Genomic DNA, 13,078 nt, shown 5'->3' with positions numbered 1-13,078 from the left:
AATGGACACAACAGCAAAGTATAAGGCCATGATTCATTTCGCTCATGCCAACGGCTTTCCAGCCCAAAGTTACCGGAAATTAATGACTTCCATCGATCCTAACTTCAAGCTTATTGCCTTAGAGAAGTTTGCCCACAATCCACGCTTTCCTTTGAATAATAATTGGGCTAATCAAGTAGAGGAACTGCTTGATTACCTTGAAAGTGAACAGCAAGCACTACAAGCCTCGCTACCTGTAATATTGGTAGGGCATTCCTTTGGTGCTGTTATCTCTTATTTGGCTGCCTGCAAATGCCCAAGCATGTTTGCAGGGCTCATCATGTTAGATCCTCCTCTAGTAACTGGGGCTGCAAGCTGGATCTTCAAATTCGCAAAGCGAAATCGCTTGATTGATAAAATTACCCCAGCAGGGAAAACCAACATTAGGAATAAACAATGGCACCATAGTGATGATTTAGTCGAATATTTTAGCCAGCGAGCGCTTTTTAGGAATATGGATCCTGAGTGTATCGCTGATTATGTAGATGCAGTAACGTCTCGCGAGGGTGACCATCTACACTTAACTTTTTCAACCGACGTTGAAGCAAATATTTTTAGGACGCTACCAGATAACCTGCATCAGTTCTCTGGTCAGTTACAGTGCCCAGGCTTTCTTGTTACTGGCTCAGAAACGGATGTATGTATTCCCAGTCTAAGAAAGCGATTCCTAAAGGCTAACCCTACACTTGAGCACGAAGAGCTCACATTTGGAGGGCACATGTTTCCGCTCGAAAGGCCGATTGAACTGGCGCAACGGCTTAACGTTTTACTTAAGGAAATAGTGGGCTAATATTTGGCCTTTTATATAGAGTCTTTAGTGACTAATACCACTCCATTTTCCGAGACGCGGAAGCCTCTTTTGCGGTCTTCGTCGTGGTTATGCCCAATAACAAAGTTGTCAGGTATGATGGTTCCTCTGTCGACGATTGCCTTTCTTATCTTTGTATTTTTACCGATGGTAACACCTGGTAAGAGTACGCTTTGCTCAACTGCACTACCAGACTGAATTCTAACATTACTGAAACAAACGCTTTTTATGAGTGTTGAACCAGAAACAATGCAACCGCCTGACACTACAGAGTTTAATGCCTCACCTCTATTATCGTCACTTTCCATAACAAATTTTGCTGGCGGTAATTGTTCTTGATAAGTCCATATGGGCCAGTCTTTATCATAGATATTTAAAGCTGGAACCGGTGCCACCAATTCCATGTTGGCCTCCCAATATGAGTCGAGAGTACCCACATCGCGCCAATAGGAAGCATTTTTGCTGCTTTTAGAAAACTCAAAGGCATAAACGTCATGATTGTCAATAATTGCTGGAATGATGTCTTTGCCAAAATCACGCTCGGAGCCTTGTGTTTGAGAGTCTCTTTCTAATTGCTCGAACAAGAAATCAGTATCAAAAACATAATTCCCCATCGATGCCAAGCAATGACTTTCATTCCCTGCTAATGGTGTTGGATTGGAGGGTTTTTCATGAAAATCTATGATTTTGTTGTTATCGTCTACCGATATCACCCCAAAGGCGTTTCTGGCTTGCTCGACAGGAACAGCAATAGTGCTGACTGTCATTTTCGCACCTGACTCGACGTGTTGCGCCAGAATGTGTCCGTAATCTTGCCTGTAAATATGGTCACCAGAGAGCACCATGACATACTTGGGTAATTCGTCTCTGATGATATCAATATTTTGATAAACGGCGTCTGCGGTACCTTGATACCATTCTTCAGAAAAACGCTGAGATGCCGGTAAAATCTCAACCGATTCACCTAGCTCTTTCTTGAAGTGGCCCCAACCCCTTACTAAGTGCCGGATAAGGGAATGTGATTTATATTGTGTTAGTACTCCGATATTTCTGATGCCAGAGTTAACGCAATTTGAGAGAGGGAAATCAATGATTCTAAATTTACCACCAAAATATAGCGCAGGCTTGGCGCGCCAGTTAGTCAATTCATGAAGTCTTGAGCCTCTTCCGCCAGCGAGGACCAAGGCATAGGTGTCTTTAGTCAAGTTACTAATATAGCGAACGTTATTTTCTGATGGCATGCTTGTATTCCTTCACTCGTTTATTCTTTATATGAGTTTACGCATTTATTTTTTTTTGTACATAAATCATCCACATCTTATTGAGTTAACTCAAAGAAGCAGGTTTCAGCGTTTCGTGAACGGGTAGTTTGTTGAGCTCAAGATGCCAGAGTTGAAAGAATTCTTGGGTAATCGATTGTTCGATCGCTAAGTTCTGCTCTACAGGGCAAAATAGATCTACCGTAATACATACTTTAGCAAATTTATTGGTATGTATATGAAAATGCGGTTTTATTTCAATAAATTCTATATCCATGCGTTTTTCAATAACGCTTTTGTAGCGCTCAGCTACATCGTGAAAGTCTGCTAAATACTGCTCCGCTCGCTTTTCCAAATGACTTACGATAGGAACAATGTCAATTAATGGTTCACAAGTGATGGTAAATTGATGCATTGAGTACCGCCTTAAGAAGTTCAGGTTCTTTACGGTTTTCAGTAGCAATTGATTGTTAGGAATAAATAGATGTTTACCGGTGTAAGCATTGGAATGGGGGTCAACCTCAAGGAGGGTTACCTTTGTCCAGTCTGCGGCGATAACTTCTCCGATACCATCTTGAACTTGTATCCAATCTCCAATTCGGAATGGCCTAGCACTCAAATAGAAGAAGTAACCAAGAAAACACTGAATGTACTCCTTGGTTGCAAATACAATTGCAAACATGAAAGCAGCAATGGAAAGTGCGAATTCTTGTATTTCCCCAGACCAAAAGATAACGATAAAAAACACTAAGCTAATATTGAGGGAATTGTTGAGGGTATTAACCTGTGAACGATAGTTTTTCTTGTGCTTCTTGCCTCTATCTACAAGTACTCTTTTCAATATGGATTTCGTGATACCGACAAGTATTATTAAACAAACACTAATGATAGACTTTTGCAGAGTAGGGTCGTCTAGATACGTGAGAACTTGTTCATAAGGCATATAATTAGGCTGAGTCCTGTAAGCATGAATTTCTCCCATCAACACTATCAAAGATTACGACTAATAGCTAAACCAGAAAAGCCGAAAGCGAGCTTTTTGTTCGATAGAGTCATTACATAGCCACCATACAGAATGATCGAATTGCATTTTTTCGCTGTAAGCACCTTCATCGATATGAACTTATATAAGCACTTCATTAGGTGTTAAAAGTTGCAAAAAAACGAGGGCAGATGTCAGAAGTAATAGAAAATAAATCGAAATGGAAAATTGTTACCAGTCTTTTTTTCAGCAAAATTGTAGACATATTGTTGTCAGCTAAAACCACGCTTCCTACTTTCTTAACTAATTTGGGCGCACCATCTTGGATGCTCCCATTGCTGGTACCGATTCGTGAATCCGGTTCATTGCTACCTCAGGCATTTTTGGGGAAATACTTACAAAACAAAACTAATCGACAAGGGCAATGGCGATTCAGCATGGTTTTGCAAACCTTGAGTATCGTCATCATGTTTGGCACTCCTTATTGCGCGATATATTTTGGAGGCGGCGATAATGCCTTATTGTTGGGATTGATCGTGTTAACCAGCTTAGCCTTGTTGAGTATCGCTAGGGCGCTCACGTCGCTCACTATGAAAGATATACAAGGTAAACACATTGACAAAGGCCGACGGGGAGACTTAGTTGGTATTTCCTCAACCTGTGCAGGGTTACTTTCGCTGCTATTTGCGAGTGTAAGCTTAGTGTCTGGTAAACTTGATAATGACCTTATATTCATAATAGCTTGCCTGAGTGTCGTCTTGATGGCGCTGTCCATTTTCTCGATGGCAGGTTTGTCCACTAATGTAGAGTCAAAGTCTCGGGAAGCTGCCTCTTCAGACACTGCTCATAACAATAGTGGCTCTCCGCCTTTGTATTATTTACTCAAGATAAAGAGCTTCCTGGCTATCTTTCGGGGCAGTTTGGGGCGTTTTGTATTAGTTCGCGCATGTTTTGTTCATACCGCTTTAGTCGCGCCATTTTTTATCGTATGGGCAATCGAGCAGGGCGAGCAAAATAAGTGGTTGAGTTTATCTTCCTTTATTATTGCGCAAGCCAGTGCTGCCATTTTGTCGTCCTATGCTTGGGGTAAGATCTCTGACAAAAATGCTCGCCTGACAATGCAGTTAGGTGCGTTGACTGTATTTTTGGTAATAGGCTTAGTGCTGTACTTAAAATTGTCAGTATCCGCCGAAAATCAGCTCTCTGGTGTCATGATCGTTGTTTTGTATTTTTTTCTTAGCTTAGGGCATGAGGGGGCGCGAGCTGGTCGAAAGGTATATGCCTTGGATATAAAATCTGGTGCAGATAGGACAGACTTCATTAGTAAAGCAAATAGCGCAATCGGTGTTGTGCTGCTTACCTTAGGGCTGTGCTACTCGGCCCTAAGTTTTCTGGGAAATATATGGGTAATGGCGCTAATGGCCAGTAGTCTAGTATTGGGTTTGTTGCTGAGCTTGGGAATGAGCGCCGAAAAATAACCACCCCCAAAAAGCAATTAGCCTCTGAAAATACGCTTTGCTATGCTGCGCTCATTGCCAGTCCAACCTTAGAATTATTTGTGCGTTGAAGTTGCTCGGATATAGCTCGCCCGACTTGCACTAACTTTTCAAGGTTTACCCCTGTCTCAATCCCCATATTGTGCAGCATGTATATAACATCTTCGCTGGCTACATTTCCTGATGCGCCTTTTGCATAGGGGCAGCCACCTAAACCGGCAACTGAGCTATCAACAATATGGATGCCCAATTCTAAGGCGCTCAATATGTTAGCTAGCGCCTGTCCATAGGTGTCATGGAAATGCACAGCAAGCTGCTCATGGGAAATTTCCTGTAGACAAGCCTGAAGCAGGGTTTGAGTTTTTAAGGGAGTGCCTACACCTATGGTGTCGCCAAGTGAAACTTCATAACATCCCATATCGATAAGTCGCTTGCTGACTTCAACCACATCTTCAATGGCAACATTACCTTGGTAAGGACAACCCAAAACACAAGAGACATAGCCTCGCACAGGCAGTTTGTTTTGATGTGCGGCGGCAATGACGGTTTCAAATCGAGCCAAACTTTCTTTAATGCTGCAATTAATGTTCTTTTGTGAAAATGCCTCCGACGCTGCACCGAAAACAGCAACTTCTTGCGCTCCCGCAGCAAGGGCAAGCTCAAACCCCTTCATGTTGGGTGTTAGCGCGCTATATCTCACATTTTCACGACGAGTAATTTGCGCCAATACGCTGTCTGAATTTGCCATTTGAGGGACCCATTTGGGGGACACAAAGCTACCAGCCTCAATTCTAGTGAGTCCCGTGCTAGACAAATCATCTATCAGTGCCACTTTGGTCTCAACACTCAGGCTTAACTTTTCATTTTGCAGTCCGTCACGAGGGCCAACCTCGACAATTTGTACTTTTTTTGGCAATACACTGCTGCTAAGGCTCATTTTTCACCCTCAACAGCTTCAATGTCCATAAGAGGGACACCGCCACTCACTAAATCCCCTTTTTTAAAGAAACACTCTTTTATAACACCAGCGTAGGGGGCTTTTATTGCATGTTCCATTTTCATTGCTTCAACGATAATCAAAAGGTCTCCTTTGTTAACCAGGCTACCTTCGTTTACAACGACATCGACAACGGTACCATTCATAGGAGCAACCACAGAATTTGCCTGTTCAGCGTCACCACTTTCACCCAGATCATTTTCCATAAGCTTTGCTTGAACTAGCCCTTCTTTGGTAAATAATACATATAAGAGATCGTCATGCATTACTTTGTAGCTGCGCTTTATACCCTCGCGTTGAACGTGGAGCTCGCCTGTGCTGAGCGTTCCGCCTATGACGAGGTTCGGCTGCATTATTGCTGTTGTTGGTGAGCTTATGTTCAATGCCCATGTGCCTGCTTCGATTTCTTCACAATGCACAGTAAACACATCGTCACCTATCGTCAGTGTCAAGTTCTCGCGATGCACAATGTTACTTCGATAATTGTCTTGAAGGCTCCATGGGTCTTGATTAAAGGTTGCTTGTTGAGCGATGTCTATAGCCTGTTTGTGCGACAACAGGGTAAAAAGAGTAAGCTCAGCTATAAACTGACTTGTTGGCACAGTAGATTGTGTAGATATAACTGCTTCGTGACGCTCGATGAAGTCGGTAGTTAATTGTGCTTTTTTAAATGGAGAGGACTGCGCTATGCGTTTTAAGTAATCGATGTTAGTTACAACGCCGCCAATTGCATAGTCTTCTAAACAAGTGGCTAATCTTGCTAATGCTTTCTCTCGACTTTCATCCCAGACAATGAGCTTTGCTATCATCGGGTCGTAATAAATTGATACTTCGTCGCCTTGCTCAACTCCTGTATCGACTCTTACATTAGCACTTTCTTTTGGTGCACTTAACATAGAAAGCGTGCCGGTGGCAGGCAAAAACTCATTGTTTGGGTCTTCAGCATAAATTCTTGCTTCGAAGGCATGGCCACGCATGCTGAGTTGCTCTTGAGACTTCGGCAGCGGCTCATTATTGGCAACCCGAATTTGCCATTCAACGAGATCTTCACCGGTAATCATTTCAGTGACCGGATGCTCCACTTGCAAGCGAGTGTTCATTTCCATGAAGTAGAAACTACCGTCAGTATCTAATAGAAACTCAACCGTACCCGCACCTGAGTAGTTAATTGCAAATGCCGCCTTGAGGGCTGCTTCGCCCATCTGCTCTCTAAGTGCATGGGACAAATTTGGTGCAGGCGCTTCTTCTATTACCTTTTGATGACGACGTTGAATAGAACAATCACGCTCAAAAAGGTAAACGCCTTGTTTATGGTTGTCGCAGAATACTTGAATTTCAACGTGGCGAGGTTCGGTAAGATATTTTTCTACCAACATTTTATCGTCGTTGAAGCTCGACATTGATTCACGTTTTGCCGCTGCTAGAGCGCTATCGAACTCTTCAGCAGACCATACTTGCCTCATTCCTTTACCACCGCCCCCAGCAGCGGCTTTTAACAGAACTGGATAGCCCATGCGATTAGCACTTTCTCTGATAATCTCGGGGTCTTGATCATCACCGTGGTAACCGGGCACAAGAGGCACTCCCGCTTCTTCCATAATTTGTTTGGCAGCCGATTTAGAACCCATTGCTTCGATAGCTTCTATTGTAGGCCCAATAAAGATGATATTGTTTTGTGCACAAGCTCTAGCAAACTCTGCATTCTCAGATAAAAAGCCATAACCAGGATGAATTGCATCCACATCCATTTTTTTACTAATTTCAATGATAAGGTCGCTTTTCAAATAACTGTCTTTTGATGGTGCCGGCCCTAATCTAACAGCTTCATCTGCCATTTTAACGTGTAAGGCATTTGCGTCTGCATCTGAATAAACGGCGAGCGTGGAAATGCCCATCAATTTAGCGGTTTTAATGACTCTACAAGCTATTTCACCGCGGTTGGCAATAAGGATTTTTCTGATCATGTTGTGCTCCGGCATAGTTACGCCTTGCTATTCGTATTTACTGCTGAGCCTTGATTTGTTTTCCAACTAGGCTGTCGCTTTTCTAAAAAGGCTGATAGCCCTTCTTGTCCCTCATCAGAAACCCTGACCGATGCTATGAGCTCACTTGTACTGTTGATTAAGGCTTGATCGATGGCTTGATATTTTATTTCGTTCACTAACGCTTTTGCAGACGCAACTGCAACAGGACCATTATTCAAAATTGCACTGACTATGTTATCAACGGTCTGATCTAGTTCATCTTCACTTACGGCTTCACTGAGTAAGCCTAAGCGGCGAGCTCTTCGGCTGGAAAATACCTCTGCAGTTGTAAAATAGCGCTTAGCTTGGCGAGGCCCAATGGCTTCAACAACATAAGGGCTAATAGTTGCAGGTACCAACCCTAACTTTACTTCACTTAGGCAAAATTTACTTAACTTGCTACCAATTGCCATGTCGCAGCAGGCTACTAGGCCAACGCCTCCACCGAATACTGAGCCTTGCACTTTGGCAAGGGTTGGCTTGTTGAGGTGGTATAGAGTGCTAAATAGTCGAGCCAACTGATCAGCATCTTTTTTGTTTTCCTCGTAGGAATAGGCGGCCATTTTCCTCATCCAATTAAGGTCTGCGCCGGCGCAAAATGACTTTCCGTTGGCCGAGAGCACCAGTACCTTTGCTGCTTTATTTTCCGAGACTTCGTTCAATGCTTCTATCAATTCTTGAATAACTATATCGTCGAAGGCATTGTGCACTTCAGGCCTATTCAAGCATAAGTGAGCCACACCGCGTTCATCCACAGAAAGTAGTACTGCTGTTTCATTTGTCATTAGTATTCTCTTTTAATTAAACAGGCTGCATCAGCCCACCTACATTCTAAATATACCGAATCGTGTTTCTTCAATTTCTTTATTAAGAGATGCTGAAATAGCCAAACCCAACACTCTTCTAGTATCGGCTGGGTCTATAACGCCGTCATCCCAGAGTCGGGCTGACGCATAATACGGATGTCCCTGCTTTTCATAAGTATCGATAACGGGCTGTTTCACTGCTGCATCTTGCTCGTCAGTCCACTCTTCGGATGCGCGAGTAGCTTGGTCTTTTTTGACTTGCGCCAACACACCCGCGGCTTGTTCTCCGCCCATTACTGAGATGCGCGCGTTTGGCCACATAAACAAGAAACGAGGGTCGTATGCCCGACCGCACATTCCGTAGTTACCAGCACCAAAACTTCCGCCAATAAGAACGGTAAACTTGGGGACTTTTGCACAGGCCACAGCCGTAACCATTTTGGCTCCATGTTTTGCGATACCGCCCGACTCATATTGTTTCCCTACCATGAAACCAGTGATGTTTTGTAAAAACACTAGAGGAATTTTACGTTGAGCACATAATTCAATGAAGTGAGCACCTTTTTGTGCCGACTCAGAAAACAGAATTCCGTTGTTAGCAACAATACCTACCGTAAAGCCCTCTATTCGAGCAAAGCCACAAACAAGCGTAGTACCATAAAGTGCTTTGAATTCGTCAAATTCACTCGCATCCACTATTCGTGCTATTACCTCTCTCACATCGTATGGTTGTTTGGTGTCTTTAGGAATTACCCCATATATATCTTCTGTCGGGTATGCCGGTGTTTGTGGGCTATGATAAAGACTTGATTGCGCTTTCTTGCGGTTGAGCCTAGCAACAGCATCTCTGGCAATTTGCAGTGCGTGGTAATCATTATTTGCTAAATGGTCGACAACACCAGATGTTCTGCAATGCACATCACCACCGCCAAGCTCTTCGGCAGTAACAACTTCGCCGGTTGCTGCTTGCACTAATGGTGGCCCACCTAAAAATATTGTGCCTTGCTCTCTCACAATAATCGACTCATCGGCCATGGCCGGTACATAAGCACCGCCGGCTGTGCACGAACCCATCACTACCGCTATCTGCGGAATGTTCTGTGCTGACAAGTTTGCTTGATTAAAGAATATGCGTCCAAAATGCTCTCGATCAGGAAAAACATCGTCTTGACGGGGTAGGTTAGCGCCTCCTGAATCAACCAGATAGATACAGGGAAGGTTATTTTGTTCGGCGATCGTTTGCGCCCGAAGATGCTTTTTTACGGTGAGCGGATAATAAGTTCCGCCTTTTACCGTAGCGTCGTTAGCAACAATAATACATTCAACGCCAGATACTCGTCCTATGCCAGCAATAACCCCAGCACAGGGGACGTAATCATCATAAACTTCGTAAGCAGCTAACTGAGCAATTTCCAAAAAAGCCGAGTTTTTGTCGAGCAATGCGTTAATGCGATCTCGTGGAAGTAACTTACCCCTATCAAGATGGCGTTGCCGAGACTTTTCGCCACCACCAAGAGAGAGTTTATGCACTAAGTTACGCAGATCATCTACCTGACTTTGCATATGCGATTTATTGTTTGCAAAGTCCTGACTATTAACATTTATTTTGGATTGAATTTTTGGCACTGCAGCACCTCTGTGTAGTTAAGGAGATAATCTAAGCTGATTCGTTAAATAACTCTCGGCCAATCAGCATTCTTCTAATTTCGCTGGTACCCGCGCCAATCTCATAAAGCTTAGCATCTCGCAAAAGACGACCTGTTGGATATTCGTTAATGTACCCATTCCCACCCAACAACTGAATAGCGTCTAGTGCCATTTTTGTGGCAAGTTCGGCGCTGTAAAGAATAGCACCTGCTGCGTCTTTGCGTGTGGTTTCTCCGCGATCACATGAGCGTGCCACTGCGTACACGTATGCTCTTGCGGCATTCATTTGAGTGTACATGTCGGCTACTTTACCTTGTACTAATTGAAACTCACCGATGGATTGACCAAATTGCTTTCTATCGTGAATGTAAGGTACCACCACATCCATGCAAGCTTGCATGATACCGAGCGGACCGCCTGACAACACAAGACGTTCATAGTCTAGACCACTCATTAGTACCTTTACGCCGCCACCTTCAACGCCGACAATGTTTTCTGCTGGTATTTCACAGTCTTGAAAGACTAACTCGCAAGTATTGGATGAGCGCATGCCTAGCTTGTCTAACTTCTGAGCCTGAGTGAATCCTGGCGTGTTTTTCTCGACTAAGAAAGCAGTTATGCCTTTAGAACCTGCATGGATGTCTGTTTTAGCGTATATGATAAAAACATGGGCGTCGGGACCATTGGTGATCCACATTTTATTGCCATTTAAAATATACTTATCACCCTTTTTCTCAGCGCGTAACTTCATGCTTACAACATCCGATCCTGCATTAGGTTCGCTCATCGCCAGTGCGCCGATATATTCACCGGAAACTAATTTTGGCAGGTATTTTTCTTTTTGTGCTTGGCTGCCGTTCTTCGCCAATTGATTTACGCAAAGATTAGAATGAGCGCCATAGCTCAGACCAATACCAGCGCTTGCTCTTGAAATCTCTTCCATGGCAACCGTATGAGCTAGATAACCCATGTTTGAACCGCCAAACTCTTCAGTCACTGTAACCCCAAGTAAGCCCATATCACCTAATTTTGGCCACAATTGATTTGGAAACATATTCTGTTCATCAGCGCTTTCGGCTAACGGAGCGATTTCAGTTTGTGCAAAGTTGTATACGTGGTCACGCAACATATCTATTTCTTCACCAAGACCGAAGTTTAACGTTGGGTAGGGCGCATTCATCATTTATCACCTTTTTGTAAGTCTAGTAGTTCTTCCTTACAACGAGCTTCAACATCGTTGAGCTCAGTCATAAGCATTTGAATATCACTAAGTTGCTGATTTAATACTGCTCTTTTTTGCTCTGTTAGTTCTAACATTGTTTTAAGCTGAGCTGCACTATTAGGGTTAGTGTCGTAAAGTTCAAAAAGAGTTTTAATTTCAGCGAGTGAAAAACCTAAGCGCTTGCCACGCAAAATTAGCTTTAGACGAACTTTATCTTTGAGATGATAAATACGACTTTGTCCCTGCCTTTCTGGTACAAGGAGTCCTTGTTCTTCATAAAAGCGTATTGAGCGGGCTGTGATATCGAAGTCTTTCGATAGCTCGCCTATACTAAACTGCTGGTCTGGCATGCTGTGTCGCCTTAGATTGGGTTTGTGAAGCTTAGCCGTTAGTTTGCGAGGCTAAAGATCACAAATGTTCACAATTTAAAAATGAATATTAATTCCTCTTTACGTTTACGTAAAGTCGGGTTAACGTAAAGGTAAAGTAAAGTTATCAATATATCAACAAAATTCAAATTATTATTGCTTTGACTTCTTAGGAAGCGTAAAGAAAACAATCAGCCCTTTTTTGAGGGTGTAGAACTATGAATATAGGACAGTAAATATGAGTGAATCAATTGTTATCGTTAGCGCAAAACGAACGCCGATGGGTGGATTTATGGGAGCTTTGTCATCTGTAAGTTCAACTGATCTAGGAGCAACAGCCATAAAAGCTGCCACTGCCGATATTAATGTCAATGCTATTGATGAAGTTATTATGGGTTGTGTGTTACCTGCTGGATTGGGCCAAGCACCAGCACGACAAGCTTCATTAGGTGCGGGCTTACCCATTAATACTGGAGCTACAACGATCAACAAGGTGTGTGGCTCTGGTATGAAAGCAATCATGTTAGCTAGCGACCTAATCAAGGCTGGCTCAGCCAATGTGGTTGTGGCTGGTGGGATGGAAAGCATGAGCTGTGCGCCATATTTACTGCCGAAGGCCAGGGCTGGTTATCGCATGGGGCACGGTGAAGTGCTCGACCACATGATGCTGGATGGTCTTGAGAATGCATATGATGGCAAAGCAATGGGGTGTTTTGCACAAGATACCGCGGATGGCGAAGCTATCAGCCGTGAGCAGATGGATGAGTTTGCCCTCACATCATTATCGCGGGCGACGCAAGCAATTGAACTAGGTAGTTTTGATGATGAGATTGTGCCGGTTGTCTTCAATAGCCGCAAGGGCGAAGTCAGCGTTGATAAAGATGAGGGGCCTGGAAATGCTAAACCAGAAAAAATCCCTAGCTTACGTCCGGCTTTTAAAAAAGATGGGACAGTCACGGCAGCCAATTCGAGTTCAATTTCTGATGGCGCTGCAGCGCTAGTGGTCATGAGTGAATCGAAAGCTAAGGAATTTGGTTTGACGCCATTAGCGAAGGTTATTGCCCATGCAACAAACTCGATAAAGCCTGAAGACTTCACCATAGCTCCAGTAGGCGCTATCGAGAAGGTACTTGATGCTTCTGGCTGGTCTAAAGATGAGGTTGACCTTTTTGAAATAAACGAAGCATTTGCGATGGTAACTATGCTTGCCATAAATAAACTAGGTCTTGATGCTGCAAAAGTAAATATTAAAGGAGGCGCTTGTGCTTTAGGTCACCCAATAGGAGCATCTGGCGCTCGTATTGTCGTTACCTTGTTGCATGCTCTGAAGCAGCAAGGTAAGAAAAAAGGCATAGCAGCGCTTTGTATCGGTGGCGGTGAAGGCACTGCCTTGGCGCTGGAGATGATGTAACAATTTACTGAAAAGCACT

11 protein-coding genes are annotated in these 13,078 nt (G+C 43.6%); 3 read left to right on the top strand and 8 right to left on the bottom strand.

Translation table 11 applies throughout. The annotated features are described in order from the left end of the window. Position 1: 1 nt before the first annotated feature. Positions 2 to 829 carry an alpha/beta fold hydrolase gene (locus ISG33_RS06005; RefSeq protein ID WP_195732589.1) on the top strand — a complete coding sequence of 276 codons (828 nt, stop codon included), beginning with the start codon at positions 2 to 4 and terminating at the stop codon, positions 827 to 829. Between the two features lie 11 nt (positions 830 to 840). Here the strand turns inward: ISG33_RS06005 and glgC are convergent, their stop codons facing one another. Further along, entirely contained in the window at positions 841 to 2,088 is a 1,248-nt protein-coding gene (gene glgC, locus ISG33_RS06000; RefSeq protein ID WP_195732588.1) for a glucose-1-phosphate adenylyltransferase, read from the bottom strand. An 85-nt stretch (positions 2,089 to 2,173) separates the two neighbouring features. After that, positions 2,174 to 2,947 (bottom strand): mechanosensitive ion channel family protein, encoded by a 774-nt coding sequence (locus tag ISG33_RS05995; protein WP_229333463.1) that lies wholly within the window; start codon positions 2,945 to 2,947, stop codon positions 2,174 to 2,176. Between the two features lie 332 nt (positions 2,948 to 3,279). Between ISG33_RS05995 and ISG33_RS05990 the strand changes: the two genes are divergently transcribed. After that, the gene (locus ISG33_RS05990; protein ID WP_229333462.1) at positions 3,280 to 4,566 is read left to right on the top strand and encodes an MFS transporter permease; all 1,287 of its coding nucleotides are present in this window, start codon (positions 3,280 to 3,282) and stop codon (positions 4,564 to 4,566) included. A gap of 40 nt (positions 4,567 to 4,606) precedes the next feature. Here the strand turns inward: ISG33_RS05990 and ISG33_RS05985 are convergent, their stop codons facing one another. The 6 genes from ISG33_RS05985 to ISG33_RS05960 are packed head-to-tail and all read right to left on the bottom strand — an operon-like array spanning position 4,607 to position 11,630. Further along, positions 4,607 to 5,521 (bottom strand): hydroxymethylglutaryl-CoA lyase, encoded by a 915-nt coding sequence (locus ISG33_RS05985; protein WP_195732586.1) that lies wholly within the window; start codon positions 5,519 to 5,521, stop codon positions 4,607 to 4,609. Beyond that, complete coding sequence (locus ISG33_RS05980) at positions 5,518 to 7,545, bottom strand: acetyl/propionyl/methylcrotonyl-CoA carboxylase subunit alpha (protein WP_195732585.1); 2,028 nt, start codon at positions 7,543 to 7,545, stop codon at positions 5,518 to 5,520. Before ISG33_RS05980 ends, ISG33_RS05985 begins: the two co-directional genes overlap by 4 nt. 17 nt (positions 7,546 to 7,562) lie before the next feature. After that, positions 7,563 to 8,390: an enoyl-CoA hydratase/isomerase family protein gene (locus tag ISG33_RS05975; protein WP_195732584.1), complete on the bottom strand. Its 828-nt coding sequence runs from the start codon at positions 8,388 to 8,390 to the stop codon at positions 7,563 to 7,565. Between the two features lie 39 nt (positions 8,391 to 8,429). After that, the gene (locus ISG33_RS05970; protein ID WP_195732583.1) at positions 8,430 to 10,037 is read right to left on the bottom strand and encodes a carboxyl transferase domain-containing protein; all 1,608 of its coding nucleotides are present in this window, start codon (positions 10,035 to 10,037) and stop codon (positions 8,430 to 8,432) included. Positions 10,038 to 10,068: 31 nt separating this feature from the next. Continuing rightward, positions 10,069 to 11,238 (bottom strand): isovaleryl-CoA dehydrogenase, encoded by a 1,170-nt coding sequence (locus ISG33_RS05965; protein WP_195733058.1) that lies wholly within the window; start codon positions 11,236 to 11,238, stop codon positions 10,069 to 10,071. After that, entirely contained in the window at positions 11,238 to 11,630 is a 393-nt protein-coding gene (locus ISG33_RS05960; RefSeq protein WP_195732582.1) for a MerR family transcriptional regulator, read from the bottom strand. Before ISG33_RS05960 ends, ISG33_RS05965 begins: the two co-directional genes overlap by 1 nt. A gap of 256 nt (positions 11,631 to 11,886) precedes the next feature. Between ISG33_RS05960 and ISG33_RS05955 the strand changes: the two genes are divergently transcribed. Next, positions 11,887 to 13,059 (top strand): thiolase family protein, encoded by a 1,173-nt coding sequence (locus tag ISG33_RS05955; RefSeq protein ID WP_195732581.1) that lies wholly within the window; start codon positions 11,887 to 11,889, stop codon positions 13,057 to 13,059. Positions 13,060 to 13,078: the final 19 nt, after the last annotated feature.

This window comes from Marinibium conchae (assembly GCF_015595035.1).
Taxonomy (GTDB): Bacteria; Pseudomonadota; Gammaproteobacteria; order Enterobacterales; family Alteromonadaceae; genus Glaciecola.
This window is presented reverse-complemented; position numbering and strand designations above follow the sequence as displayed.

What these genes read in the sequence shown, in the direction of transcription:
- ISG33_RS05985 (WP_195732586.1), bottom strand. Translation starts at nt 5,521, where the DNA reads ATGAGCCTTAGCAGCAGTGTATTGCCAAAAAAAGTACAAATTGTCGAG.
- ISG33_RS05955 (WP_195732581.1), top strand. Translation starts at nt 11,887, where the DNA reads ATGAGTGAATCAATTGTTATCGTTAGCGCAAAACGAACGCCGATGGGT.
- ISG33_RS05980 (WP_195732585.1), bottom strand. Translation starts at nt 7,545, where the DNA reads ATGATCAGAAAAATCCTTATTGCCAACCGCGGTGAAATAGCTTGTAGA.
- ISG33_RS05990 (WP_229333462.1), top strand. Translation starts at nt 3,280, where the DNA reads ATGTCAGAAGTAATAGAAAATAAATCGAAATGGAAAATTGTTACCAGT.
- ISG33_RS05960 (WP_195732582.1), bottom strand. Translation starts at nt 11,630, where the DNA reads ATGCCAGACCAGCAGTTTAGTATAGGCGAGCTATCGAAAGACTTCGAT.
- ISG33_RS05965 (WP_195733058.1), bottom strand. Translation starts at nt 11,238, where the DNA reads ATGAATGCGCCCTACCCAACGTTAAACTTCGGTCTTGGTGAAGAAATA.
- ISG33_RS05975 (WP_195732584.1), bottom strand. Translation starts at nt 8,390, where the DNA reads ATGACAAATGAAACAGCAGTACTACTTTCTGTGGATGAACGCGGTGTG.
- glgC (WP_195732588.1), bottom strand. Translation starts at nt 2,088, where the DNA reads ATGCCATCAGAAAATAACGTTCGCTATATTAGTAACTTGACTAAAGAC.
- ISG33_RS06005 (WP_195732589.1), top strand. Translation starts at nt 2, where the DNA reads ATGGACACAACAGCAAAGTATAAGGCCATGATTCATTTCGCTCATGCC.